This window comes from Streptomyces sp. NPDC014734, from assembly GCF_043083325.1.
Taxonomy (GTDB): Bacteria; Actinomycetota; Actinomycetes; order Streptomycetales; family Streptomycetaceae; genus Streptomyces.
In genome coordinates this window covers 20,185-44,630 of sequence record NZ_JBIBYN010000016.1, presented here as the reverse complement: position 1 = coordinate 44,630, position 24,446 = coordinate 20,185, and the positions used below count along the sequence as shown (strand labels likewise).

The window sequence follows — 24,446 nt, the reverse complement described above, 5'->3', positions numbered from 1 at the left end:
CGTGCGCGGTCTGCTGATGCTCGTGCGTGGTCTGTCCCCGTGTGCTCGGTTCGTGCGTCTTCATGGGCACCCCTCGTCTCACAACGCCTGGCGTCACGCATTTCGTTCCGCGGTGAACGCCCTGTGTCAGCCGGCCCCCAGCGCGGGCGCCGGCTTCCCCGGGAAGTCCGCCGGTGGACTCAGCCGCTGACCGGGTTGACCGCCCATCTCGTACTTCAGCAGCTTTCTGGCCTTCTCCGGATCCGTCTCGCCCTCCCCGTACGCGGGACACAGCGGAGCGATCGGACAGGCGCCGCAGGCCGGTTTGCGGGCGTGACAGATGCGCCGGCCGTGGAAGATGACGCGGTGCGAGAGCATCGTCCACTCGCTCTTCGGGAAGATCGCGCCGACCTCGGCCTCCACCTTCTCCGGGTCCTCCTGGTCCGTCCACTTCCAGCGACGGACCAGACGGCCGAAGTGCGTGTCGACAGTGATGCCGGGTACGCCGAACGCGTTGCCGAGGACAACGTTGGCGGTCTTGCGTCCGACCCCCGGAAGCGTGACGAGGTCGGACAGCCGACCCGGTACCTCACCGCCGAAATTGTCCCTGAGCGCCGCCGAAAGACCGATGAGCGACCTGGTCTTGGCCCGGAAGAAACCCGTCGGCCGGACGAGCTCCTCCAACTCCTCCGGAACGGCTGCGGCCATGTCCTCCGGAGTGGGGTAGGCGGCGAAGACCGCGGGGGTGGTCTGGTTGACCCTCAAGTCGGTGGTCTGGGCGGAGAGGACCGTGGCGACGAGAAGCTCGAAGGGGTTCCTGAAGTCCAGCTCGGGGTGCGCGTACGGGTAGAGCTCGGCCAGCTCACGGTTGATCCTCCGGGCGCGACGGACCATCGCCAGATGCGACTCCGGTTTCGCCCCGGCCCTCACCCCGGCTTTCGTTCCGCGTTCCGCGGCGGCCTTCACCGTTCCCCTTGCCGGGGGCCTGGCCCCGGACCGTGCCGACGACCCGGCCACGACACCCTTCGCGACCCGCGGAGCCTTCGCACCCTTCGAGGCCTTCGCATTCCCCGAGGCCCTCACGCCCTCCGAGACCTTCGCGTTCTCCGAGGCCTTCGCTCCAGCTCTTCGTGCCTGCGGGCCATCGGGGCGATTTGTCACCGTTTCCGAACGACTCGCATCCTGTTCGCCCACAGCGGAATCACGGCCTTCCGACACTCCATCAGCCCCCTCGGCCTGCACTCTCACTGGCGTTTCGGACACCCGGCCAGCCTAGAGCCACGCACCGACATCCGCCCCGTCCACTGCGCATACGCCCCCGATCGGCCCCCTGCCTCACGGTTCGGCACGCCCGTGCGTCAAACTGGTTTGTGATTGATCGCACTGTTTTACCGTCCGGCATGATGGGGACCACGGTTCCCTGGACAGGCCGACAAGGAGAGAACTCGTGGACGACGTTCTGCGGCGCGCCCCGCTTTTCGCGGCGCTCGATGATGAGCAGGCCGCGGAGCTCCGCGCCTCGATGAGTGAGGTGACCCTCGCACGCGGCGACGCGCTCTTCCACGAGGGCGACCCGGGTGACCGCCTCTACGTGGTCACCGAGGGCAAGGTGAAGCTCCACCGCACCTCCCCCGACGGGCGCGAGAACATGCTGGCGGTCCTCGGCCCCGGCGAGCTCATCGGCGAGCTCTCGCTCTTCGACCCGGGCCCGCGCACCGCCACCGCGACCGCGCTCACCGAGGTCAAGCTCCTCGGCCTCGGTCACGGCGACCTCCAGCCCTGGCTGAACGCGCGGCCCGAGGTGGCCACGGCGCTGCTGCGCGCCGTCGCCCGCCGACTCCGCAAGACCAACGACCAGATGTCCGACCTGGTCTTCTCGGACGTTCCCGGCCGTGTCGCCCGTGCCCTCCTCGACCTCTCCCGCCGCTTCGGCGTCCAGTCCGAGGAAGGCATCCACGTCGTCCACGACCTGACACAGGAGGAGCTGGCCCAGCTGGTCGGCGCCTCCCGCGAGACGGTCAACAAGGCACTCGCCGACTTCGCCGGCCGTGGCTGGCTGCGTCTGGAAGCACGTGCCGTGATCCTGCTGGACGTGGAACGCCTGGCGAAGCGGTCCCGCTGACCGACCAGCGGCTCGCACCCGCGGGGGAGCCCGGGGAGTCCGGGACAGCAGTCGTCACGACCGCACGGCGGGCTCCGTGCAACGACGCCGCACAGCGGCTCCGCGCGCCTTGCCGCTCGGGCGTGAGCCCGCGCCGGTCGCCCCCGGGCGAGGGGCCACGTGCGTAGGGGCCCGTACGACGTGCGTGAGAGGCCCGCGGCCCTGCGGGCCTCTCACGCGTCAGTCCCGGTCCGACCGGATCAGCCCGTGCTCGCCCAGGTACTCCAGCTGTGCCCGCACGGACAGCTCGGCGGCCGGCCACAGGGAACGGTCCACATCCCTGTACACGTGCGCCACCACCTCGGCCGGCGTCCCGTGCCCGGCCTCGACCGCCGTCTCCACCTGGGCAAGCCGGTGGGCCCGGTGCGCGAGGTAGAAGTCGACCGCGCCCTGCGCGTCCTCCAGCACCGGCCCGTGCCCCGGCAGCACCGTGTGCACACCGTCGTCGACGGTCAGCGAGCGCAGTCTGCGCAGCGAGTCGAGGTAGTCGCCGAGCCGCCCGTCGGGGTGCGCGACGACCGTGGTGCCGCGCCCGAGAACGGTGTCGCCCGTCAGCACCGCCCGGTCGGCGGGCAGGTGGAAGGAGAGAGAGTCCGCGGTGTGCCCGGGCGTCGGTACGACACGGAGTTCCAGCCCTCCGGTCGTGATCACGTCGCCCGTGCTCAGCCCCTCGTCGCCGAGGCGGAGCGCCGGGTCCAGGGCGCGCACCTTCGTTCCGGTCAGCTCGGCGAAGCGCGCCGCGCCCTCGGCGTGGTCGGGGTGGCCGTGGGTGAGCAGGGTGAGCGCGATACGACGGCCCTCCCGTTCGGCGGTGGCGACGACCGCCCGCAGGTGGGTGTCGTCCAACGGTCCCGGGTCGATGACGACCGCGAGGTCGGAGTCGGGTTCGGCCACGATCCAGGTGTTGGTGCCGTCCAGCGTCATCGGCGAGGGGTTGGGCGCGAGGACGTTGATCGTGCGCGTGGTCGCGGGTCCGGACAGTACCCCGCCGCGTGGCTGTCCGGGCAGTGCGGACGCGTCACTCATACGGGCTCGCCTCCCGCGCCGCGGGCGGCGGTCGGCCCGCTCGGAATGTGCTTGGTGAACTCGTCGTGCCCCGGCCAGCTCAGCACCAGGGCGTCGCCCTCCAGCCTCGCCCGCGCGAGAACGGGCGCGAGGTCCTGCGAATCCGCGGCTTTCAGCGCCTCGGCGGCCGTCCCGTAGGGCCGCAGCGCCCGCAGCGTCGACACGGTCGGCGGCATCATCAGCAGCTCCCCGCGGTCGTAACCGTCGGCCGCCTCCCCGGGACCGATCCACACGGTCCGGTCGGCCTCGGTGGAGGCGTTGCGGGTTCGCTGCCCCCCGGGGAGGGCGGCGACGAAGAACCAGGTGTCGTAGCGGCGTGGCTCGAACTCGGGGGTGATCCAGCGCGCCCAGGCGCCCAGCAGGTCGGAGCGCAGGACCAGACCACGTCGGTCCAGGAACTCCGCGAAGGACAGTTCCCGGGCGACCAGTGCCTCGCGGTCGGCCTCCCAGTCCGTCCCGGTGATGTCGCCGACCACCGAGTCGGCGGTCGGTCCGGCGAGGAGGACGCCCGCCTCCTCGTACGTCTCGCGGACCGCCGCGCAGACGATGGCCTGTGCCTCGGCCGGTGTCCCGACCCCCAGTCGTTCGGCCCAGCTCTCCAGAGCGGGACCGGCCCAGTCGACCAGTCGGTCGTCGTCGCGCGGGTCGACGCCGCCGCCCGGATAGGCGTACGCCCCGCCGGCGAAGGCCATGGAGGCGCGGCGGCGCAGCATGTGAACGGCCGGTCCGCACTCGGCCCCGTCGGCGGGATCCCGGAGCAGCATCACCGTGGCGGCCCGCCTCGGCACCGCGGGCGTCAGCTCGCCTGCGGCGAGTGCCCGAATCCGGTCGGGCCATTCCGGTGGGTACCACTGACCATTGGACATGGCCGGAGGCTATCCGGAACCGCGCCGATGTTCGAGAGGCGGAGTGATCGCCATAATCACCGCAATCGCTCCAACCGCCGCGATCACCTTGACGGTCACCATCACCATGCGTGACCTCCCCCGTCACCACGGTTCCGGATGACCGCCGTAAGCACCGTCATCACCGTAGACGCCGTAAACGCCGTAAACGCCGTGATTGCTGTGATTGCTGTGATTGCTGTGATTGCTGTGATTGCTGTGATTGCTGTTCGGAAAGTACAGCGATCGTTCCCGCACGCGCACCACCCCACCCCTGCATCCGTGCACCACACCCGCGCCCACACCCGCCTCGCGCATGCCCGGACGCACGTGATCCCGTCCGGTCACATCGACCGAACGGGATCAGGAGTTCGACGGCAAGGAACGATCACGGCCCGGACACACCTGGGACGGTGGTCGGGACCGGTACCGGGACTGCGCCCGGCCCGGACACTTCTGGGCCGGGCGCCGGGACCGGCCCCGGACGCGCCTCAGTCCCCGACCAGCTCGACCTGGACCTCAACCTCCACCGGGGCATCCAGCGGCAGCACCGCGACACCCACCGCGCTGCGCGCGTGCACACCCTTGTCTCCGAGAACCTCACCCAGCAGCTCGCTGGCGCCGTTGATCACGGCGGGCTGACCGGTGAAGTCGGCCGCCGAGGCGACGAAGCCCACGACCTTCACGACCCGGGCGATCCGGTCCAGGTCGCCCGCGACGGACTTCACGGCGGCCAGCGCGTTGAGCGCGCAGGTCCTCGCCAGCTCCTTGGCCTCGTCGGGCGTGACCTCCGCGCCGACCTTGCCGGTCACCGCGAGCTTGCCATCGACCATCGGCAGCTGGCCGGACGTGTACACGTACACCCCCGACCGCACGGCCGGCTGGTACGAGGCCAGCGGCGGCACCACGTCCGGCAGGGTCAGCCCGAGTTCGGCGAGCCTCGACTCGACGACGCCCGCCACTACGCCTTCTCCCGCTTCAGGTAGGCAACGAGCTGCTCGGGGTTGTTCGGGCCGGGAACGACCTGGACCAGCTCCCAGCCGTCCTCGCCCCAGGTGTCCAGAATCTGCTTGGTCGCGTGCACGAGAAGGGGCACGGTCGCGTATTCCCACTTGGTCATGGCCCGACTGTAATGCCTGCGCAATCCCCGGCACGCGCAGCCTCGTGCGTAGCCCGCGGTCCGACTGGTTAGGCTCGAATACGTGAGCAGGTTCCAGGTCGTCAGCGGCAAGGGCGGTACCGGTAAGACCACGGTCGCCGCCGCCCTCGCGCTCGCCCTCGCGGCCGAGGGCAGGCGCACCCTCCTCGTGGAGGTCGAGGGCAGGCAGGGCATCGCCCAGCTCTTCGAGACGGATTCGCTTCCGTACGAGGAGCGCAAGATCGCCGTCGCCCCGGGTGGCGGCGAGGTGTACGCCCTGGCGATCGACGCGGAGCGCGCGCTGCTCGACTACCTCCAGATGTTCTACAAGCTCGGCAGCGCCGGCCGGGCGCTCAAGAAGCTCGGCGCGATCGACTTCGCCACCACCATCGCACCCGGTGTACGCGACGTGCTGCTGACCGGCAAGGCCTGCGAGGCAGTGCGCCGCAAGGACAAGCAGAACCGGTACGTCTACGACTACGTGATCATGGATGCCCCGCCCACCGGACGCATCACCCGCTTCCTCAATGTCAATGACGAGGTTGCCGGACTGGCCCGGATCGGTCCGATACACAATCAGGCGCAGGCCGTGATGCGGGTACTGAAGTCCCCCGCGACCGCGGTCCATCTGGTGACGCTGCTGGAGGAGATGCCGGTCCAGGAGACCGCGGACGGCATCGCCGAGTTGCGGGAGGCCGAGCTTCCGGTCGGCCGGGTCATCGTGAACATGGTGCGCCCGCACCTGCTGGACGAGGACGCGCTGCGCACCGCCGCGGGCGGTCGCCGCAAGGAGATCGCCAAGACCCTGACCCGCGCGGGCGTGACGGGTTCCGCGGCACTCGTGCGCCCGCTGGTCGACCAGGCCGCCGAACACGCCCAGCGGGTCGAGCTGGAGCGTGAACAGCGCGCGGTGCTCGCGGAGCTGGGACTCCCCGGGTACGAACTCCCGCTGATCGGTGAGGGGATGGACCCGGCCGGGCTCTACGACCTGGCGATCGAGCTCCGCAAGCAGGGTGTGGGGGACGGAGTGGCCGATGGCCCGGAACGAGGGGCCGGACAAGGGGCGGGCGCATGACACCACAGGGCACAGGCGCGGAGACGATCGCCGATCGGGGCACCGACGAGACATCGTCCCCGTCACGGCGCCGGCTCCCGGAAGCCGCCACCGACACAACACCCCCGTCCCCGGACACGTTCCGAACCTCGCCCACGGCTGTCTCCCGGGCGTCGTCCCGTACCGCGGGAAGGACCACCCCCGCGGCCACCGACCTCCCGCACTCCGTACCTACGGACTCCGCGCTCCCGAGCTCCGTACCTGCGGACTCCGTGCACCCGAGCTCCGTACCTGCGGACTCCGTGCACCCGGGCCCCACCCACACACCCGCCGCCACGCCGGAACTGGACACCGACGCGCTGCTGGACGACCCCGGCGTCCGGATCATCGTGTGCTGCGGCTCGGGCGGGGTCGGCAAGACCACCACCGCGGCGGCGCTCGGCGTACGGGCGGCCGAGCGCGGTCGCAAGGCGGTCGTCCTCACCATCGACCCCGCCCGCAGGCTCGCCCAGTCCATGGGCATCGACTCGCTGGACAACGTTCCCCGCCGGGTTCCCGGCATCGGGGACGAGGGCCTCACGGGCAGCGGCAGCAAGGACGTCGAGGGCGGGAACGAGGGCCAGGGCAGCGGGGAACTGCACGCCATGATGCTCGACATGAAGCGGACCTTCGACGAGATCGTCGAAGCCCACGCGGATGCCGAGCGGGCCCGGGCGATCCTGGAGAACCCCTTCTACCAGTCCCTGTCGGCCGGCTTCGCGGGCACGCAGGAGTACATGGCGATGGAGAAGCTGGGGCAGTTGCGCGCGCGCGACGAGTGGGACCTGATCATCGTCGACACGCCTCCGTCGCGCTCCGCGCTGGACTTCCTGGACGCGCCCAAGAGGCTCGGTTCGTTCCTTGACGGAAAGTTCATCAAGCTGCTGATGGCCCCCGCGAAAATGGGCGGCCGGGCCGGAATGAAGTTCCTCAATGTCGGCATGTCGATGATGACCGGAACACTCGGCAAGCTGCTCGGCGGCCAGTTCCTGCGCGATGTGCAGACTTTCGTCGCGGCGATGGACACCATGTTCGGCGGCTTCCGCACCCGCGCCGATGCCACGTACAAGCTGCTGCAGGCGCCCGGAACCGCGTTCCTCGTCGTCGCGACACCGGAGCGCGATGCGCTGCGCGAGGCGGCGTACTTCGTGGAACGTCTCGCCGCGGAGAACATGCCGCTGGCCGGCCTGGTGCTCAACCGCGTCCACGGCAGCGATGCCGCCCGGCTCTCCGCCGAACACGCCCTGGCAGCCGCGGAAAATCTTGATGCGTCCGGCATTGTGGATCAGGCTGCCGGGAAGGCTGGACTTCGTGACCCGGCCGACTGGTCGGTCGCCTCCCCCGAAACCGACCACCCCACGGCCGGCCCCGGTCCCGAACTCTCGCCCGGAAGACCTGCAGAAGCCGCCGCCGCCCCTGCCGAGCGCGAGGACGCGGCCGAGCCCGGGAACACCACGAACACCACTGACCGCACTGACGGCACTGACGGCACTGACGGCACTGACAACCCGGACGCAGCAGACACAACAGATACAACAGACACAACGGAATACATAGAACAAACAAAAGGCGCAGAAGCCCGAGTTCCGAACGGAAGTCGCGAACCAGAAGAAGGGCCTGCCGCCCCGGAAGCAGATCCGGAACAAGCCCCCGACGTCACACCCACAACCACACCTTCAGTCGCACCCGCGTCCGCGTTCCCACCCGTCGAGCAACTGACGGCCGCCCTGTTGCGGCTGCACGCGGAACGCATGCAGGTGGTCGCGCGCGAGCAGCGCACACGCGACAGCTTCACCGCACTGCATCCCGAGGTGGCCGTGACGGAAGTCGCGGCACTTCCCGGTGATGTGCACGACCTGGCCGGCCTCCGGTCCATCGGGGAGCGCCTCGCGACCGGACCGGCCGGGGACGGGGCCTCGTAACCGTCCGCCCGCCTCAACCCACCGCGGCGTACCTCTCGTGCAGTTCCTCGTCGTCCAGTCCGATCGCCACGGGCAGGATGCCTCCCGTGGACTGCTCGTACTCACTGCGCGCGGTCTCCAGCAACCTGCGCCAGGACGTGACGGTGGGCCGCCTGCGCAGCAACGCGCGGCGCTCCCGCTCCGTCATTCCGCCCCACACGCCGAATTCGACGCGGTTGTCCAGCGCGTCGGCCAGGCACTCGGTCCGCACCGGACATCCGGTGCACACCGCCTTGGCCCTGTTCTGCGCTGCTCCTTGCACGAACAGTTCATCCGGATCGGTAGTGCGGCAGGCTGCCTGCGCACTCCAGTCGGTTACCCAGCCCATCCCGGCGCCGTCCTCTCCCGAATCGAGGCTCCCCCACGGCGGCAGCGGCATATTCACCGCTGCCAGTTGAGGACGTTACGGAAGGTGGCGACAGCACAACACCCCCTTCGGGCCCAATCTTGAATGGCCCGAACGGACTATGCGTATGCGGCAGATCACCCAGGGGAGTGAGGTGAGGACATAAGTGAAAATCCCCGCAGAATTAGGGCAGTTCTCCCAGATCGCAACGGGCTTTCCATGACACACGAGGCGAATTCGGGAACACCTCGGTACATGGCCGGATCGCGCACGGGGGTTGATGCGGAACCGGACCGCTGTGACAGTTGAGTGCAGCTTAGGCCAAGGCATATACGTGTGTCCGGCGAATGAGAACGTAGGCTGCCCTCATGCCAAAGAAGCGCTCGGGCGGGGGTCTCTCGACGACCCAGCAGGCCGCCAAGTTCCTCGGTGTCGCCGCACTTTCCGGAGTTGTGCTCGCGGGCATCGCGCTGCCGGCCGCCGGAGCACTGGGGCTCGCCACCAAGGGAACGGTCGAGGGATTCGACGAGATCCCGGCCAATCTCCAGACTCCGCCGCTGAGCCAGCGCACCACGATCCTGGACAGCAAGGGCGGAATGATCGCCTCGGTGTACTCGCGCGACCGCACGGTGGTCGAGCTGAAGGACATCTCGCCGTACATGCAGCAGGCGATCGTGGCGATCGAGGACGCCCGCTTCTACGAGCACGGGGCGATCGACCTCAAGGGCATCCTGCGCGCGCTGAACCGCAACGTGCAGACCGGCGGGCCGGCGGAGGGCGCCTCGACCCTCACCCAGCAGTACGTGAAGAACGTCTTCATCGAGGAGGCCGGTGACGACCCGGACAAGGTCGCGCAGGCCACTCAACAGACCATGGGCCGCAAGATCCAGGAGTTGAAGTACGCGATCCAGGTCGAGGAGAAGCTCGGCAAGAAGCGGATCCTGGCGAACTACCTCAACATCACTTTCTTCGGACAGCAGGCGTACGGCGTCGAGGCGGCGTCCCAGCGCTACTTCTCCAAGTCGGCGAAGAACCTCACGCTGGGCGAGGCCGCGCTGCTGGCCGGCATCGTGCAGTCGCCGACCCGCTACGACCCGGTCAACGACCCGGAGGAGGCGACCAAGCGCCGCAACACCGTCCTCCAGCGGATGGCCGACGTCGGCAACGTGACGCAGGCCGAGGCCGACAAGGCGAAGGCGACCCCGATCAAGCTGAAGGTCAAGAAGCCGAAGAACGGCTGCATCACGGCCGTCAGCGGAGCCGGCTTCTTCTGCGACTACGTACGCAACGTCTTCCTCACCGACACCGCCTTCGGCAAGACCAAGGAGGACCGGGCCAAGCTCTGGAACCGCGGCGGCCTGACGGTCCGGACGACACTCGACCCGCAGTCCCAGCAGGCGACACAGGACTCGATCAAGAGCCACGTCTACAAGACGGACAAGGTCGCCACGGCCGTCACACTGGTCCAGCCCGGCACCGGCAAGATCCTGGGGATGGGCCAGTCCAGGCCGTACGGCTTCGGCCCCAACGAGACCCAGTACAACTACTCGGTCAACAAGGACATGGGCGGCTCGAACTTCGGCTTCCCGACCGGTTCGACGTTCAAGCCCTTCGTGGCCGCCGCCGCGATAGCGCAGGGCAAGCCCGCCACCCAGGTCTATTCGTCACCGTACGAGATGCCGTACCCGACGGTGCAGACCTGCGACAAGCCGTACGTGAACGTGAACGGCGAGCGGGTGCCGAACGAGGACAAGTCCGAGTTCGGCCCCTACGGGCTGCGGGAAGCGATGGAGAAGTCGGTCAACACCTACTTCATCCAGATGGTGGAGGACATCGGCCTCTGCCCCGTGACGCAGCTGACCGACAAACTCGGCGTGGTGCAGGGCAACGGCGACAAACTGCCCCAGTCCCCTGCCATCGCCCTCGGTTCCAAGGGCCTCTCCCCGCTGACGATGGCAAGCGCGTACGCCGCGTTCGCCAACCGTGGCACCTTCTGCACGCCGATCGCCATCGAGTCGGTGAAGAAGGCGGACGGCTCCTCCCTCAAGGTGCCGAAGACCAGCTGCTCGCAGGCCATGTCCCCGACCGTCGCAGACACCATCAACACCCTGCTACGGGGTGTCGTCGACTCGGGTACCGGTCAGCAGGCGGGTCTCCAGAGCCGCGACAACGCGGGCAAGACCGGTACGACCGACTACCGCAAGAACGCCTGGTTCGTCGGCTACACGCCGAACCTGTCCGGCGCGGTCTGGGTCGGCAGCCCGGCCCAGGACATCGAGATGGAGAACATCACCATCGGCGGCGTGTACCAGGCCAAGGTGTACGGCGGGCAGGTCCCCGGACCGATCTGGCGCGACGCGATGACGGGCGCTCTCGAAGGACAGCCCGCGGCCTCCTTCAACACGGTCGACATCCCGGACCAGCGGAAGGGCGACGACGAGAACCACGACGGCGACCGTCCGGGCAACGGCGGCAGCAAGCCCAACCACAAGCCGGGACAGAAGCCGGGCGAGAAGCCCGGCGGGAAGCCGGGGGGCGGAAACCCGTTCCCGGGATTCAGCATCCCGCCCAACACGGGCGGTGAGAATCCCGGCACCGGCCACGGCCGGAACAACGGCGGCGAGACACAGGGTCCCTGAGCCGTACGGTTCATACGTATGAGGGCGGGGTTTCCCGGACCGATCATGGTCCGGGAAACCCCGCCCTCATACGTACACGCGGCTCCGTACGCCCGCCCGCCCGGACTGTACGTCCATGACATCCGCACGTCCGCCCGGGACCTGTAGCCACGCCCGGGCCTGTCGAACCGACCGGACCTGTAGAACCGACCGGATCTGTAGAACCGACCGGACCTGTAGAACCGTCCGCACGGGTAGGTCCGGACGGATCCCGGCGCCCGTACCGCGTACCTGTCCGACCGCCCCGGCCCATCCGCATCCATCCGTACGGAGAACCCAGGTCCGTACCCGTCCGGAGCATCCGGGGCCGCAACCGTACGGAAAATCCACGGCCGTCGCCGCGCGGAAGGCCGGTGTCCGGTTTCAGCCCGCCAGAAGCTTCTTGACCGCGGCCGCCACCCGGCCGCCGTCAGCCAGCCCCGCGACCTTCGGGGTCACGATCTTCATGACGGCACCCATCGCCCGCGGACCCTCCGCGCCGGCTGCCCTGGCCTCGTCGACCGCGGACGTCACGATCGCGCCCAGCTCGTCGTCGGTCAGCTGCTTCGGCAGGTACGCGTCGAGGATCTCGCCCTCCGCCTTCTCGCGCTCGGCCTGCTCGGCCCGGCCACCCTTGGCGAACGCCTCGGCCGCCTCCCGACGCTTCTTCGCCTCCTTGGCGATCACCTTCTGCACCTCGTCGTCGGAGAGCTCGCGCGCCGACTCGCCGCTGACCTCCTCCTTCGCGATGGCGGTGAGGGTCAGCCGGAGCGTGGACGAGGTCAGCTCGTCACGTGCCTTCATGGCCGTGGTGAGGTCTTCCTTGAGCTTGGACTTGAGCGTGGTCATGTGGTGATTGTGGCAGGTGCGCAGCCTCCTGCGCCCGTCTGTTTCCTCCACGCCCCGCTCCCCCGCGCGCTCCCTTCTCCTCTCTGTCCCCTCCCCTCTCCCGCCTCCTCTCCCCCCTTCCCCTCTCACCTCTCCCTTCTGCCCTCTCCTTCTCTCCTCCCTCCCTTTCCTCTCTCTTTCCTCCGCTCTCCTCTCCCCTTCCCGGCCGCCGTCCGGCCACCACCCACCTCGCCGACGGGCTGTCTCCCGCCCACCAACTTTCCTCCCGCCGCGCGGTGTCTGCGACGATGGACTCATGCGCGCACGCTACGGAGTTCCCCTGAAAATCACGGCAGTCGGCGCGGCGGTCGGCGCGGCCGGTCTCGCCTACGCCGCCGGATTCGAGGCCCGCTCGTTCCGCCTGCGGCGGGTCGCCATTCCCGTGCTTCCCCATGGGGCACGCCCGCTGCGCGTCCTCCAGGTCTCCGACATCCACATGGTGAGCGGCCAGCGCAAGAAGCGTGCCTGGCTGCAGTCGCTGGCCGGGCTGCGTCCGGACTTCGTCGTCAACACCGGCGACAACCTCTCCGACCCCGAGGCGGTGCCGGAACTGCTCGACGCCCTCGGTCCGCTGATGACGTTCCCCGGCGTGTACGTCTTCGGGTCCAACGACTACTACGGGCCCAAGCTCCGCAACCCTGCCCGCTACCTCCTGGAGAAGGTCCAGGGCAAGCACGGTCTCAACGGAAACGCCCCTGCGGTCGGCGCCGTCCACAACCCGTGGCAGCCCATGCGCGACGCCTTCGACGAGGCTGGCTGGCTCGGCCTGTCCAACACCCGCGGCCACCTCAAGGTCGACGGGCTGGACATCGCTTTCACGGGCCTGGACGACCCACACATCAAACGGGACCGCTACGCAGAGGTCTCGGGCGGCCCCGAAACCGGTGCCGACCTCTCCATCGGCGTCGTCCACGCTCCCTACCTGCGCTCCCTGGATGCCTTCACCAGGGACGGTTACCCCCTGGTCCTGGCCGGTCACACCCACGGCGGTCAGCTCTGCATCCCCTTCTACGGCGCCCTGGTCACCAACTGCGACCTGGACACGGACCGGGTCAAGGGCCTCTCCACCCACTCCGTCGACGGCAACCGCGCCTACCTCCACGTCTCCGCGGGCTGCGGCACCAACCGCTACACGCCGGTCCGCTTCGCCTGCCCTCCCGAGGCGACCCTCCTGACCCTCACCCCCCGCGACTGACTCCGCGGCACCACTGGCTCCCCGACCCCGCTCACCGCAGCCGTCAGCGGCCCGCAAACCGGATTTCGTCTGCGGGCGCGGGTGGGCTAAAGTAATCGATGTCGCCGGGAAGCCGGTGGCGATCGGGGTGTAGCGCAGCTTGGCAGCGCGCTTCGTTCGGGACGAAGAGGTCGTGGGTTCAAATCCCGCCACCCCGACAGCTGAAACACCAGGTCAGGGGCTTGATCCGCATCGCGGGTCAAGCCCCTGAATGGTTTACGGGCCGCGATGCTCTCAGCGATCGTCGGCTCGCCCTCCTGACACGGGGCGGGCAGGGCGCTGAACCTGTCACGTCGGGCACCTCCGAATTCGCCGCCCCGCCGGAGCCCGGTGCGGTTCGGGACCGTACGGACTCCAGCCGTTCGGGTACGACTTCACTTGCGTCGGCTTCGACGCGGCGCGGGGCGTCGGCACCCGACCCTGACAGCTGGGGCTACAGGGTCTTGACGTACGCATCGATGACCGCGGCCGCCTGCCTGTAGTCCATACGGAAGAACTCGCGATCGCCTCGAAGCCGGTACTCGGCAAGTAGCGCGTGAAGATCGCCTTCCACGCGGCGAGCGTGTGGAACCATCCAGGCGCCTCTTGCCCCGTATGGGATGGGGACGCCTGTCGAGGAGCTGATCTCCCTCGCCCTTGTCGCCACGTCCCGGTCCGTGTAGCCCACCTTGAGGATGCCCGGCATCTCACGTGTCGACAGAACGTAGATGAAGCCGTGGTCCGGCTTGCGCAGGGGCGTGCCTTCGATGAACCGCTGGAGAGTCGCGACCAGATCACGAGTGCCGAGCGCGGCGATCCGGCTAGACGTGGCTGTTGCGTCACAGCCCTGTATCGCTCTGCGCAGGGCCAGCAGGTCGCCGGAGACGCCGCTGGCCATCCGGTGGGGCGGAAAGCCGAGCTGACTCCACACCGTGAACCAGTCCCACTGGTCCTTCTTGTAGGTCCGGGTGAACATGCCCTTGATCACGGAGAGATCATCGATCCGCCCCAGGGCAGCCGTGCGGCCATCCACCAGGGTTGCAAGCACGGTGCGGGCTGCCCTGATGCGTTCTGCCTGCACATTCGACTTGATCGGGGCCATGCCGAAGCCCCACTTCTGCTCGACGCGGGCCGCTGGCTTGGGTGCTGCTGTCATCCGTTGATCTTACGAAGCCCCCTACAGCGTCCCGTCCCCAGCTCCAGCCTGACCAGGGGAAACGCCGCTCGCGCAGGCGGGGATCCTGGGTCTACCTCGTTCGGGACGAAGAGGCCGTGGGTTCAAATCCCGCCACCCCGACAGCTGAAACACCAGGTCAGGGGCCTGATCCGCGAGAGCAGGTCGGACCCCGAGCCCCAGTCCACGGACCACCGGCCCCGGTCCCCGTCCACGGACCACGGGCCGGTCCATGAATGACGGGGTCCCGCCACGAGCATGAGGGTGGGGCCTTCCCCCGACGGGACGGCCCCACCCTCATGCTCTGGGCCGGTGGGCGTCAGGAGCGGTGGTTCATCGCGTGGCCGGTGTCCGGCAGGTGAGGTCCTCGGCCGGGAGCCTGCCCGTGGTCAGGTAGACGGTGGCGAGCTCGTCCGCACAGGACTCGGCGCCGTAGACGCCGTGCCCCTCTCCTCCCGCGACGGTGACCATCCGGGATCCGTGCAGCGCGCGATGCATGGACCGGGCGGCCGCCAGAGGCGTTTGGGAGTCCCACTCGTTCTGCAGGATCAGCGCCTTGACCTTGTTGTCGACCTTGGTCGGGGCCTCGCTGCCCGGCTTCCAGAAGGCGCACGGCTTGATGTTGGAGGCGAAATCGCCGTACAGCGGATAGCGGGCCTTGTCGCGCATGGCGTCGCTCCGGTACTGCTCGGGGTTGTGCGGCCATGCACGGGAGGTGTCGCCGCACATGACCGCCCAGAGGCTCGCTATCTCGTTCTCCGGCGGGAGCCCGGGGTCGGGCGCCGGTGCGGCGGGCTCGCCGCGCTCGGCGGCCTTCTTCAGTCCGACGATCCAGTCGGCAGCCTGCTCCGTCCGGAAGAACATGTCGCGCATGGCGCGGATGTCGTCACCGGTGAAGGGTCCCTCGTCGGTGACGACGGGCTTGCGGTTGGCCCGGGCCACGATGTCCCAGAAGGTTTCGCGGACCTCGGCCGGGGTCTTGCCCAGTTGGTACGTCGTGTGCCGCTGGGCGGTCCACTGGCTCCACCTCTCGAAGGCGGGCTCGGTCGCCTCCGCCATCTGCTGGAACGTACCGCGCCCGTACTGTGCGGGGTCGACCGCGCTGTCCAGCACGAACCGGTCGGACCGGGTGGGGAACATCTGCATGTAGACGGCGCCGAGGTAGGTGCCGTACGAACCCCCGAAGTAGGAGATCTTTCGCTCTCCCAGGACGGCACGGATGAGGTCCATGTCGCGTGCGGTGTTGCGGGTGGTGATGTGCGGCAGCTTGTCCCCCTCCTCGGCCAGGCACTTGTCGGCCACCGTTCGCGCCCACCGCACGTCCTTCGCGAAGGCCTTGGCGTAGTAGGGACGGTCGAAGTTCAGTTCGTCGGGACTCAGACCGCAGCCGAGGGGAGAGCTCTGTCCGACGCCCCTCGGGTCGAACCCGATGAGGTCGTACTGCCTCTTCACCTCCTGGGGGAGGTATTTCTCCATGGCGACCGGCAGGCCCAGGCCCGACGCGCCGGGTCCGCCGGGGTTGAACAGCAGCGCGCCGCGACGTTCCTTCGTGCTGCCGGCCCTCAACCGGTTCACCGCGATGTCGAGCTTCCTGCCACCGGGATCGCCGTAATCCAGCGGCACCTTGAGAGTCGCGCACTGAAAGGTGGCGGGAGTCTCCGCGTCGCAGCGCTGCCAGTGGAGCTTCTGCTGCGTGTACTGCCGCATGAGGTGTCCGGCCGGGGCCCCGGATGTGGTGGAGGCCGACGCGGGTGTCGGCGTCGCCGCCAGAGTCGCCGCGGCGCCAATGGCCAGAAGGGAGGCCATGCGTGTGTTTCGCACAGTGATGCTCGTCCTTGTCGGGTGAGGGGTGATGTGCTTTTCCGTGCCTTGCACACGGGTGGGCGAAGTGGCCACGAACGGAAGTCGGGCATGAATTCACGGCCGGCGAACGGATTGCGTCGTGTGCCCTACTGCCCGGGGAACCTGTTGTCGGTCAGTTCCCGGCGAGGTGCCCGCGGACGCACTGCACGTATTCCTGGAAACTGTCGGGCCGGTAGCACTCCTGCGTCTTGTTCGCGTACCAGGCCATGAAGAAGGCGAACAGGACGGACACCGTGATCGCGAGAATCGACGTCATCACACCGGTGAGGGCCCTGCCCCGGCCGACACCGGTTCGCCGGGTCGCCCTCAGGCCGACGACGCCCAGGACCACGCCGATGGCGCCGAGCAGTCCGCCGACAAAGACGAACGAGGTGAACAGGCCTGTGATGCCCAGCACCACGGCTGCCGTGGCCAGGCCGTTCCTGCCCGCCTGAGGCCGCATACCGTCCCCGGCCCCTCCGGACGGCGCCGACGTCGTCCGGACCGTAACCGTCCCCGTCGATGCCCCGTGACGCGGCGGCGCCGCCATCCCCTGCGTGTTCATCTGTCGTCCTCCCGTTTCGACTGGGCCGGACACGATCATGGATTCCGGGGGCACGGACGCACATCGCGAGAAGGCGGGAAAAAGTCCTCCCCCGATCGAGGGAGGACCGCGGCGAGTCGAACAGCCATACTGGCCGACTATGACCAGGGGAATCCGGCCGTTCTTGAGCGGCTCCACGTATACGGGCATGCTGTTCGCCTTTTTCGGAGCCATGGCGAGCGCTCCATTGTTGCCTTTCGCCGCTCTTCCGGCGCAGGCGTGGCCTTCCGCCCCGTATGAAGTACAGGCCGCTCTTGCCCTGCTGGTCTGGGCGGCGCTGGTCGCCCCGGTCGGCCTCGCCACCATCACGCGGCGGGTACTGATCATGTGCGCCCGCCGCATGCTGAGGGTGCAACTGCCGGATCCGGTTCCCGTGCGCGGACGTGCGGGCGTGGCCGGCACCGGCCCGGGGCCGGCCGCGCCGGAGCCCGCCGTGCCGTCCGGCGGCGACCGCTGGCGCACTCCGCTCTGGCTGCTGTTGCACGTGGCGCTGGGGTGGACGGGGACACTGGCGAGCGTCGTACTGCTCCTCGCGGGCGTGTCCCTCCCGGGGCATTGGCTCGACATCGACGCGGAGCTGGTTCTGTTCGACTGGACGCTGTGGCCGAGGGGCGGCTGGCAGAGCTGGGTGGCGGCGCTCGTCTGCGTGCTGCTGGCAGCGCTCGTGTGCGTGGCGACGACGGGCACTCTGCGGTGGCTGGCGCCACGGCTGTTGGGGCCGTCATCGGCCGAACGGCTCGCGCTGGCGGCCGAGCGGGAACAGCGGCTGGCCGAACGCAACCGACTGGCGCACGAGTTGCACGACTCGATCGGGCACACACTGACGGCGGCCACGATCCAGGCGGCGGTGGCGGGCGAGGTACTCGCCGCGGACCCGGTGGCGGCGAGGGCCGCCCTCCGCAGCATCGAGGAGTCGACCCGGGCCGCGTTGGAGGACCTGGACTACGTGCTGGGTGTGCTGCGCGAGGAGAAGGCGGAGACGGCACCGCCCCGGACCCTGGCCGATCTGCCCGAACTGATCGATCGGTTGCGGCACGCGGGCGCCACGGTCGAACCGGAACTGACGGGGGACGTGGCGCAGGTGCAGGGAACGCTGTCCCGGGCGGCGTACCGAATCCTGCAGGAGGGGCTGACCAACGCGCTGCGGCACGGAGCGGAAGGTCCGATCAGGGTCGGAGTGGCGACCACGCGGGACGGGCTGGAGCTCAGCGTGGTCAACCGGACCGGGCAGGGGACGAGCCCGGTCACGGATGCGGGCCGGGGGATCTTCCCGACATCCGGGCACGGCCTGCCCGGCCTCGCGGAGCGCGTGCGGCTGCTGCACGGCGAGTTCGGGGCGGGCCCCGACGGGGCGGGGCACTGGCGGCTGACGGTCCGCCTGCCCGCACGGGTGTCGGCATGACGGGCCCTGAAGCGGTTGACGTCGCAAACGGCACCGCGGACACCGGCCCTGCCGCCACCACGGTCACCCTTTTGATCGCGGACGACGACGAGGTGACCCGCAGCGGTCTGCGCATGCTGCTCGCGGCGCAACCGCGGATAACGGTCGTCGGGGAGGCCGCCGACGGTATCGAGGCCGTCGAGCAGGCCCGGCGGCTGCGGCCGGACGTGGTCCTGATGGATGTACGCATGCCCCGCCGCAACGGGATCGAGGCCACCCGACGGCTTCTGGCGGAGTCGCCGGATCCGCCGAAGGTCATGGTGATCACCACCTTCGAGAACGACGACTACGTCACCGCCGCGCTCAGTGCGGGGGCCAGCGGGTTCGTGCTCAAGCGGCTCCCGGTCCGGCAGATCGCGGAGGCGGTGCGGGTGGTGGCGGCGGGAGAGGCGGTCCTCTTCCCGGCGGCCCTGCGCCAGATGGTCACCGCCCGCCCGCTGAACTCGGCCGAGGCGTTGCCGAAGGCGGCACTGACGGGGCGCGAGGAGGCGGTGCTGCGGCTGATGGCCACCGGCCAGTCCAACCCGGAGATCGCCCGGGCGCTCACGGTGAGTCTGGAGACCGTGAAGACACACGTCGGGAACGTGCTGACCAAGCTCGGTGCGCAGAACCGGACCCACGCGGTGGTGATCGCGTACGAATCCGGCCTGGTGGTGCCGGGATTCGCCAGCTGACGCGGTCCCGACCCGCTGTCCGGGGACGGTGCAACGCTTCTGTTCAGGAACAGTACGGCGCTCCCGTTCAGGCAAGTACAGCGTTTCTGTTCAGGGGCGGTACGGCGCTCAAGTTCAGGGGCGGTACGGCGCTGCCGGCATGAGGTGGCGCTTCAGCACGTCCAAGGCCTCGGCGACCTCCGACAGACGCTGCGGGTCGTCGGATCCGAGGGCTGTGGCCAGAGCGCTCTCGACACCCGCGGCACGCACCTGGGCCACCCGCTCGGACACCCCGGCGGCCGGACGTACGAGAACACGACGCCGGTCGGCGGGGTCCGGCACGGTCTGCACCGATCCTGCCTCCTTCAGCCGTGCGACGGCCACGGAGACCTGGCTCTGCGGGAGGCCCGTGCGGGCCGCGATCTCACCGACCGCACTGTCCGGGTGGGCCGCGATATCGCTGGTCACGATCAGTACCAGCCGAGTACTGCCGGCATAGCGGCCAGTGCCTCCGGGGGGCTCGGGCAGGGCATCCTCACCGATCTTCATCAGTGCGCGCCCCAGCAGGAACAGCTCGACTCCGTCCACCCCCACAACATACATCCAAATAGATTCATCTGCATTGATGTATCCAATGCGATGGAATACGGTGACCGCAGGGCACGACGGAGAGGCCGCCGTACCCGAAGAGGGAGGAACCATGCCCGCGACCACCGGCACGCTCTCCGTACCCGACGCCGTCCTGCACTACCGGGTCGAGGGAGTCGGCCCGCCGCTGCTCATCTCGGAGAGCGGGGAAGGGGACGCCGACCGCAGCGCCGATCTCGTCGCCCGGCTCGCCGAGTCGTACAGCGTGATCACATACGACCGGCGCGGCCTGTCCCGCAGCCGACCGGACTTCCCGGAACGGGGGGCGAGCCTCACGGAGCACGCCGACGACGTCCACCGGCTCCTCACCGCACTCGCAGACAGCCCGGTCCGCATGCTCGGCTGCAGCCTCGGCGCCGTCATCGGCATGCACGTCGCCGTCCGGCACCCGGGGAGGATTCACACGCTCGTGGCCCATGAGCCCGTTGCCCCGCGCCTGCTACCCGACCACGAACGCATCCGCCATGTACGCGAACTCGCGACCCTTCGGAACCTCTACGACCGGGAAGGACTCGACGCCACCATCCCGGAGATCGCCCGGACCCTGGGGATCGATCCCGCCCACACCGATGCTGAGCCCGGTCTGACGCCGCAGCCGATGAACGCTCGGCGCATCGCCAACTTCGACCACTTCATCCGGCACGACTTCACCGCGGTCATCCAGGACACGCTCGACACCTCCGCGCTGAAGAACGCCGGCACGCACATCGTCCCCGCCATCGGCCGCACGACCCCGCACACCGCGTTCGACCGCCGCTGCGCCGTGGCGCTGGCCGAACTCCTCGGCCACGAGACGGTGGACTTTCCGGGTGGCCACAACGGGAACACCAGCCACCCGAGGGCCTACGCGGCCCGCCTTCGGCAGGTACTGGACCTCACGTTCACGACTCGGTGACCTTGGCCACGAAGGCGCCCAGGTTGCTCCTCATGCGGTCGAGGCGCTCGTCCAGATCCAGCGTCTCCTCATACCGGCCGGCGCGCAGTTTCGGCTGCCGCTTGCCGCGCACGTAGAGCGAGCAGGCGAGGTCCGCGCAGACATAGATGCCGACGGTGTTGCCCTCGCGACCGCGGGCGCCCGCCAGCGGGGCCGCAAGCAGGGTCACGCCGGAGGAGGCGTGAGCCGTGAGGCAGATCTGGCAGAGGCTGGACTTCACGGCACTGGTACGCCTCACGGAAGGCACCCGCAGCGAGATTCCCAGCGGCCCCTGCGCCGCGGGAAGCACAAGATGGGCCCGCAAGGGCGCCCCCGGATCCACCCAGCCGAGAAAGTCCAGGTCAGTCCAGGCGAGTTCGGCGAAATCGAGCGGCAGGCGGAGTCGTGCGGCGTCGCCCTTGGTGCAGTTCACGAAAGACGAACGGATCTGTTTCTCACTGAGCGGTTCCACGAGGATCGACCCTAAGCGGCCTCGCGAGTGACCCGCATCCGAATATCGGCGGCCGCACCCTGTCCGTCCCCCCGGAGCGGCGCCGCCCATCCATCGTCCCGCCGGATACGCACCTGGCGACTTCAACCCGATATGCACCTTTCACCCTCACATGCGAATCTGGTGGTGGCCCATCGTCCGAGATCCGCTACAGGAGGCACGATCGTGGGCAAGAAGCAAAGTCGACAGAACCGCGGCGCCCGCAGCGGTGGTCATGAGCGAAGCGCCCCTCCGGAAACGACGGAGAAGACGCAGCAACCGCCCACCCAGGACCCGGTGCACTCGATCTCAGAACAGGTCTCCCACCGGAAGCAGCGGAGGTTCGGCCACAACTGATCTCCGCGGACGCCCCGCGCATGATCGACGGAGGCCACGACAACTGATCCCGTAGATCCAGACCCACCGCCCTCTGCGGTGGCACCCCTCACCGGGGTGCCACCGCAGAGGGCGGTTCTGTTGTGCCCGCCGCCCCCGGACCCCCGCCTCTCCACTCCCCGCGATGCAGGCGCGACCGGAGGCCGATCTACGCGCGAAGCTCACGCATTCGAATGATCATTCGGGCATTTCAGACCAGTTCTTGTTCAGCCATTACCGGCGAGTACCTAGAGCTGCTAGAAACATGGCGCTCCAACCCCCCACCCACCCCCCACACTTCGGAGGGCTGACCGCCATGTCAGTACGGAGATTCTGGGCGTCCGCATCCACTCTGGTCCTCGCCGCCGCAGCCGCCCTGGGCGTCGCCCAGCCGGCCTGGGCGAATTCCGCAGCCGCCGGCGGGTACGTCGCGCTCGGTGACTCGTACTCGTCCGGCGTCGGTGCCGGAAGCTACCTCTCCGACAGCGGCGACTGCCGCCGCAGCACCAACGCCTACCCCTACCTCTGGGCTGCTGCGAACTCGCCCTCCTCCTTCTCCTTCGTCGCCTGTTCGGGCGCGACGACGAGCTCGGTGGCGAGCACCCAACTCGGCGCGCTGAACTCGTCCACCGGCCTGGTCAGCGTCACCGCGGGCGGCAATGACGTGGGGTTCGCCTCCGTCATGCAGGACTGTGTGCTGTCCAGCGAAGCCACCTGCCTGAGCAGTGTGAGCTCGGCCGTGACGCAGGTGCAGACCTCCCTTCCGTCCCGTCTGGGCTCGCTCTACGGTTCCATCAAGTCCCGGGCCCCGCAGGCGCATGTGGTGGTGCTGGGCTACCCGCGCTTCTACAAGTTGAGCGGCAGTTGCATCGCCGGGCTCTCCGAGAAGAAGCGGGCAGCCATCAACAACGCGTCCGACGTCCTGAACGGTGTCATCGCCAAGCAGGCGGCCAATGCCGGATTCACGTTCTCCAGCGTGGTGGACAAATTCACCGGGCACGAGCTCTGCTCCGGTGACGCGTGGCTCCACAGCGTGTCCGTCCCGGTCTACAACTCGTACCACCCCAAGGCGGCCGGACAGTCGGGCGGCTACCTTCCGGCGTTCCGCTCGGCCGCGTAGGGCGCGACCGAAGGAGACACGAGGACCCGCGCCCTCTCCGGCCGTCCGTGCCAGGGGGCGTAACCGGGCTGCCGAGGAGCACGAACCCCTCGGCAGCCCACCCCGCGTTCTTCGACGAGAGCCTCACCGTCGCCCATCCGGGCAGGCACCCGCGCAGAGCGTTCAGAACGACGAACGTTCGGGCCAACGAGCGTTCAGCCCAACGATCGTTCGAGCCGACGGAGATTTCTGGCCGACGGAGGCTAGGGCCGACGAACGTTCAGGCCGGCGGACGTTCTCGGGCGCTCAGACGGACGGGCGTTCAAACGGGCGTTAAACGGGCGCCCGGACGCGGAAGGAGTGCGAGGCGTGCGGGGCCGTGCGAACGGATCTCAATAGCGCTCCACGAGGTGCTCCCGGCCCGCCGGGGGTTCGTACGGCTCGGGGCGGAAATCGGTGATGCCGCTTATCCGCCCCTCCTCGTCGAACGTGAAGAAGTGAATGGCGTGCAGCTCCTGCGGGCCGACCGTGAAAAGCGTCCGCGCGGCCGCCTGTTGCCCCTCGCGGTCGACCGCGATGCGTTCGACGCGTACGTCCCGGCCCGCCGGGTGCTCCCGGTTGAACCGTACGTACCGTTCCTTGCCGCGGATGCGTTCACGGATTTGCGGCAGGTCGAACAGCACCTCGTCGGCGAGTGTCGCGGCGAAGGTGTCCCAGTCACGGTTCCCGGCAGCGGCCCAGTACGTCTCCACCGCGGCACGCAGATCAGCAGTCGTGGTCATGGTCCGAGTCTGAGGCCCACCACTGACAACGGGCCCTGAACAGGGTTCGCGGTCAGGAACCGACAGCCGGGCGCGTTGCCTTGATCGAGTACATCAGCGGGATGCGCGGGCGGTCGGCGGGGAAGCGGTAGAAGCCGTCGGCCTGCCGTTCCAGCGCCGAGAAGCGGGCGAAGAGCGAGGCGTCGTGCTCGTGCAGGAACTCGATCCGCAGCCCTGCGGCGGCCAGCGCCGAGACCACGTCTCCGATCGGGTGCTGCCATTCGACACTGCGGTTGTGGACGGTCGGCGCGTCGAAGTCCGCATACGTGCCCGGGGCTTCCTCCACCCATGCGTCGCGGCTGAAGTAGTCGTGGACGATCTCTCTGCCGGTCGAGTCGTCGAGGCAGTCCGTGAGCGGATGGAACTCCGCGAGGTAGAGAAATCCGCCCGGGGCGACGAGCGAAGCGGCGACCTCGGCCCAACGACGCGTGTCGGGAAGCCAGTTCAACGCACCGACACCCGTGTAGACGATGTCGTACGACGAGTCGGGGACGGCCTGGGCCGCGTCGTGGACGTCGGCGGCGACGAAAGCCGCCCGGTCCGGGCCGAGTCCGATCTCGCGGGCCAGGCCGCGCGCGGCCTCGACGGCCGGTTCCGAGAAGTCCAGGCCGACGACGCGCGACGCTCCGTGGCGGGCCCAGGAAAGGGTGTCGACGCCGATGTGGCACTGCAGATGGAGCAGCGACTTGCCTGCCACGTCCCCGACCTCGGCGACTTCGAAGGCGCGCAGGGCGTCCTCGCCGGCTCGGAAGGATTCGAGGTCGTAGAAGTCGCTCGCGACATGGATGGGGACTCGTTCGTCCCAGAGCGCACGGTTGGCCTGGCGCCAGTCGGCGGGGGTCTCTGCATGCATGCCCGGGAGGTTATCCACAGGCTGCGGACGACGCGAACGAATTGTCGGCACTCCGGCGCAGAATGGGGGCATGACTGAGATCACCGGCTCCACGACCCCCGCCGCGCAGACGACCGCTTCCGCTGCCGAGTCCGGGTTTCTGCCCGAG

Annotated in this window: 23 protein-coding genes and 1 tRNA gene; 10 read left to right on the top strand and 14 right to left on the bottom strand. The window is 69.1% G+C overall.

Annotated elements, in window-relative coordinates:
• Window positions 1-126: 126 nt before the first annotated feature.
• Complete coding sequence (nth, locus tag ACF1CT_RS23870; protein WP_391785951.1) at window positions 127-945, bottom strand: endonuclease III; 819 nt, start codon at window positions 943-945, stop codon at window positions 127-129.
• A gap of 481 nt (window positions 946-1,426) precedes the next feature.
• Here nth and ACF1CT_RS23865 point away from each other — a divergent pair, with 481 nt between their 5' ends.
• The gene (locus tag ACF1CT_RS23865) at window positions 1,427-2,101 is read left to right on the top strand and encodes a Crp/Fnr family transcriptional regulator (protein WP_014046869.1); all 675 of its coding nucleotides are present in this window, start codon (window positions 1,427-1,429) and stop codon (window positions 2,099-2,101) included.
• A gap of 219 nt (window positions 2,102-2,320) precedes the next feature.
• On the opposite strand, the gene ACF1CT_RS23860 is transcribed toward ACF1CT_RS23865, so the two are convergent.
• The 4 genes from ACF1CT_RS23860 to ACF1CT_RS23845 form a co-directional block, all read right to left on the bottom strand.
• A complete protein-coding gene (locus ACF1CT_RS23860) occupies window positions 2,321-3,166 on the bottom strand; it encodes an MBL fold metallo-hydrolase (RefSeq protein WP_391785950.1) in 846 nt (281 codons plus the stop codon).
• Window positions 3,163-4,071, bottom strand: a complete 909-nt coding sequence (locus ACF1CT_RS23855; RefSeq protein WP_391785949.1) for an NUDIX hydrolase — start codon at window positions 4,069-4,071, stop codon at window positions 3,163-3,165. Before ACF1CT_RS23855 ends, ACF1CT_RS23860 begins: the two co-directional genes overlap by 4 nt.
• 509 nt (window positions 4,072-4,580) lie before the next feature.
• Window positions 4,581-5,051 (bottom strand): RidA family protein, encoded by a 471-nt coding sequence (locus tag ACF1CT_RS23850; RefSeq protein WP_391785948.1) that lies wholly within the window; start codon window positions 5,049-5,051, stop codon window positions 4,581-4,583.
• The gene (locus ACF1CT_RS23845; RefSeq protein WP_003967454.1) at window positions 5,051-5,209 is read right to left on the bottom strand and encodes a DUF4177 domain-containing protein; all 159 of its coding nucleotides are present in this window, start codon (window positions 5,207-5,209) and stop codon (window positions 5,051-5,053) included. Before ACF1CT_RS23845 ends, ACF1CT_RS23850 begins: the two co-directional genes overlap by 1 nt.
• A gap of 82 nt (window positions 5,210-5,291) precedes the next feature.
• Here ACF1CT_RS23845 and ACF1CT_RS23840 point away from each other — a divergent pair, with 82 nt between their 5' ends.
• Both ACF1CT_RS23840 and ACF1CT_RS23835 read left to right on the top strand, forming a co-directional pair.
• Window positions 5,292-6,302 (top strand): ArsA family ATPase, encoded by a 1,011-nt coding sequence (locus ACF1CT_RS23840; RefSeq protein ID WP_391785947.1) that lies wholly within the window; start codon window positions 5,292-5,294, stop codon window positions 6,300-6,302.
• 281 nt (window positions 6,303-6,583) lie between these two features.
• Window positions 6,584-8,242: an ArsA family ATPase gene (locus ACF1CT_RS23835; protein WP_391785946.1), complete on the top strand. Its 1,659-nt coding sequence runs from the start codon at window positions 6,584-6,586 to the stop codon at window positions 8,240-8,242.
• A gap of 13 nt (window positions 8,243-8,255) precedes the next feature.
• On the opposite strand, the gene ACF1CT_RS23830 is transcribed toward ACF1CT_RS23835, so the two are convergent.
• On the bottom strand, window positions 8,256-8,609 hold the full coding sequence (locus ACF1CT_RS23830; RefSeq protein WP_391785945.1) for a WhiB family transcriptional regulator: 354 nt from the start codon (window positions 8,607-8,609) through the stop codon (window positions 8,256-8,258).
• Between the two features lie 386 nt (window positions 8,610-8,995).
• On the opposite strand from ACF1CT_RS23830, the gene ACF1CT_RS23825 reads away from it, so the two are divergent.
• Window positions 8,996-11,266 carry a transglycosylase domain-containing protein gene (locus tag ACF1CT_RS23825; RefSeq protein WP_391785944.1) on the top strand — a complete coding sequence of 757 codons (2,271 nt, stop codon included), beginning with the start codon at window positions 8,996-8,998 and terminating at the stop codon, window positions 11,264-11,266.
• 402 nt (window positions 11,267-11,668) lie between these two features.
• Here ACF1CT_RS23825 and ACF1CT_RS23820 read toward each other — a convergent pair whose 3' ends face one another.
• A complete protein-coding gene (locus ACF1CT_RS23820) occupies window positions 11,669-12,133 on the bottom strand; it encodes a GatB/YqeY domain-containing protein (RefSeq protein ID WP_391785943.1) in 465 nt (154 codons plus the stop codon).
• Between the two features lie 295 nt (window positions 12,134-12,428).
• On the opposite strand from ACF1CT_RS23820, the gene ACF1CT_RS23815 reads away from it, so the two are divergent.
• Together ACF1CT_RS23815 and ACF1CT_RS23810 are read left to right on the top strand one after the other, a co-directional pair.
• Entirely contained in the window at window positions 12,429-13,367 is a 939-nt protein-coding gene (locus tag ACF1CT_RS23815) for a metallophosphoesterase (RefSeq protein WP_391785942.1), read from the top strand.
• A gap of 123 nt (window positions 13,368-13,490) precedes the next feature.
• Window positions 13,491-13,564 (top strand) — tRNA-Pro (locus tag ACF1CT_RS23810).
• A gap of 275 nt (window positions 13,565-13,839) precedes the next feature.
• On the opposite strand, the gene ACF1CT_RS23805 is transcribed toward ACF1CT_RS23810, so the two are convergent.
• The 3 genes from ACF1CT_RS23805 to ACF1CT_RS23795 all read right to left on the bottom strand — a co-directional run bounded on the left by ACF1CT_RS23805 (window position 13,840) and on the right by ACF1CT_RS23795 (window position 16,864).
• Window positions 13,840-14,541: a GIY-YIG nuclease family protein gene (locus tag ACF1CT_RS23805; protein ID WP_391785941.1), complete on the bottom strand. Its 702-nt coding sequence runs from the start codon at window positions 14,539-14,541 to the stop codon at window positions 13,840-13,842.
• Window positions 14,542-14,892: 351 nt separating this feature from the next.
• The gene (locus tag ACF1CT_RS23800) at window positions 14,893-16,380 is read right to left on the bottom strand and encodes an alpha/beta hydrolase (RefSeq protein WP_391785940.1); all 1,488 of its coding nucleotides are present in this window, start codon (window positions 16,378-16,380) and stop codon (window positions 14,893-14,895) included.
• Between the two features lie 154 nt (window positions 16,381-16,534).
• Complete coding sequence (locus tag ACF1CT_RS23795; protein WP_391785939.1) at window positions 16,535-16,864, bottom strand: DUF4190 domain-containing protein; 330 nt, start codon at window positions 16,862-16,864, stop codon at window positions 16,535-16,537.
• Window positions 16,865-17,105: 241 nt separating this feature from the next.
• On the opposite strand from ACF1CT_RS23795, the gene ACF1CT_RS23790 reads away from it, so the two are divergent.
• Both ACF1CT_RS23790 and ACF1CT_RS23785 read left to right on the top strand, forming a co-directional pair.
• On the top strand, window positions 17,106-18,407 hold the full coding sequence (locus tag ACF1CT_RS23790) for a histidine kinase (RefSeq protein ID WP_391785938.1): 1,302 nt from the start codon (window positions 17,106-17,108) through the stop codon (window positions 18,405-18,407).
• Window positions 18,404-19,120 carry a response regulator gene (locus tag ACF1CT_RS23785; protein WP_391785937.1) on the top strand — a complete coding sequence of 239 codons (717 nt, stop codon included), beginning with the start codon at window positions 18,404-18,406 and terminating at the stop codon, window positions 19,118-19,120. The genes ACF1CT_RS23790 and ACF1CT_RS23785 overlap by 4 nt, the downstream gene beginning before the upstream one ends.
• A gap of 114 nt (window positions 19,121-19,234) precedes the next feature.
• Here ACF1CT_RS23785 and ACF1CT_RS23780 read toward each other — a convergent pair whose 3' ends face one another.
• Window positions 19,235-19,687 (bottom strand): MarR family transcriptional regulator, encoded by a 453-nt coding sequence (locus ACF1CT_RS23780; RefSeq protein ID WP_391785936.1) that lies wholly within the window; start codon window positions 19,685-19,687, stop codon window positions 19,235-19,237.
• 112 nt (window positions 19,688-19,799) lie between these two features.
• Between ACF1CT_RS23780 and ACF1CT_RS23775 the strand changes: the two genes are divergently transcribed.
• Window positions 19,800-20,642, top strand: coding sequence for an alpha/beta hydrolase (locus tag ACF1CT_RS23775; RefSeq protein ID WP_391785935.1), 843 nt, complete (start codon window positions 19,800-19,802; stop codon window positions 20,640-20,642).
• Here ACF1CT_RS23775 and ACF1CT_RS23770 read toward each other — a convergent pair.
• A complete protein-coding gene (locus tag ACF1CT_RS23770) occupies window positions 20,629-21,132 on the bottom strand; it encodes an FBP domain-containing protein (protein ID WP_391785934.1) in 504 nt (167 codons plus the stop codon). The genes ACF1CT_RS23775 and ACF1CT_RS23770 overlap by 14 nt on opposite strands.
• Window positions 21,133-21,841: 709 nt before the next feature.
• Here ACF1CT_RS23770 and ACF1CT_RS23765 point away from each other — a divergent pair.
• Window positions 21,842-22,645: an SGNH/GDSL hydrolase family protein gene (locus tag ACF1CT_RS23765; RefSeq protein WP_391785933.1), complete on the top strand. Its 804-nt coding sequence runs from the start codon at window positions 21,842-21,844 to the stop codon at window positions 22,643-22,645.
• 371 nt (window positions 22,646-23,016) lie between these two features.
• Here ACF1CT_RS23765 and ACF1CT_RS23760 read toward each other — a convergent pair whose 3' ends face one another.
• Together ACF1CT_RS23760 and ACF1CT_RS23755 are read right to left on the bottom strand one after the other, a co-directional pair.
• Window positions 23,017-23,406: a nuclear transport factor 2 family protein gene (locus tag ACF1CT_RS23760; RefSeq protein WP_391785932.1), complete on the bottom strand. Its 390-nt coding sequence runs from the start codon at window positions 23,404-23,406 to the stop codon at window positions 23,017-23,019.
• Between the two features lie 52 nt (window positions 23,407-23,458).
• Window positions 23,459-24,298 carry a class I SAM-dependent methyltransferase gene (locus ACF1CT_RS23755; RefSeq protein WP_391785931.1) on the bottom strand — a complete coding sequence of 280 codons (840 nt, stop codon included), beginning with the start codon at window positions 24,296-24,298 and terminating at the stop codon, window positions 23,459-23,461.
• Window positions 24,299-24,446: the final 148 nt, after the last annotated feature.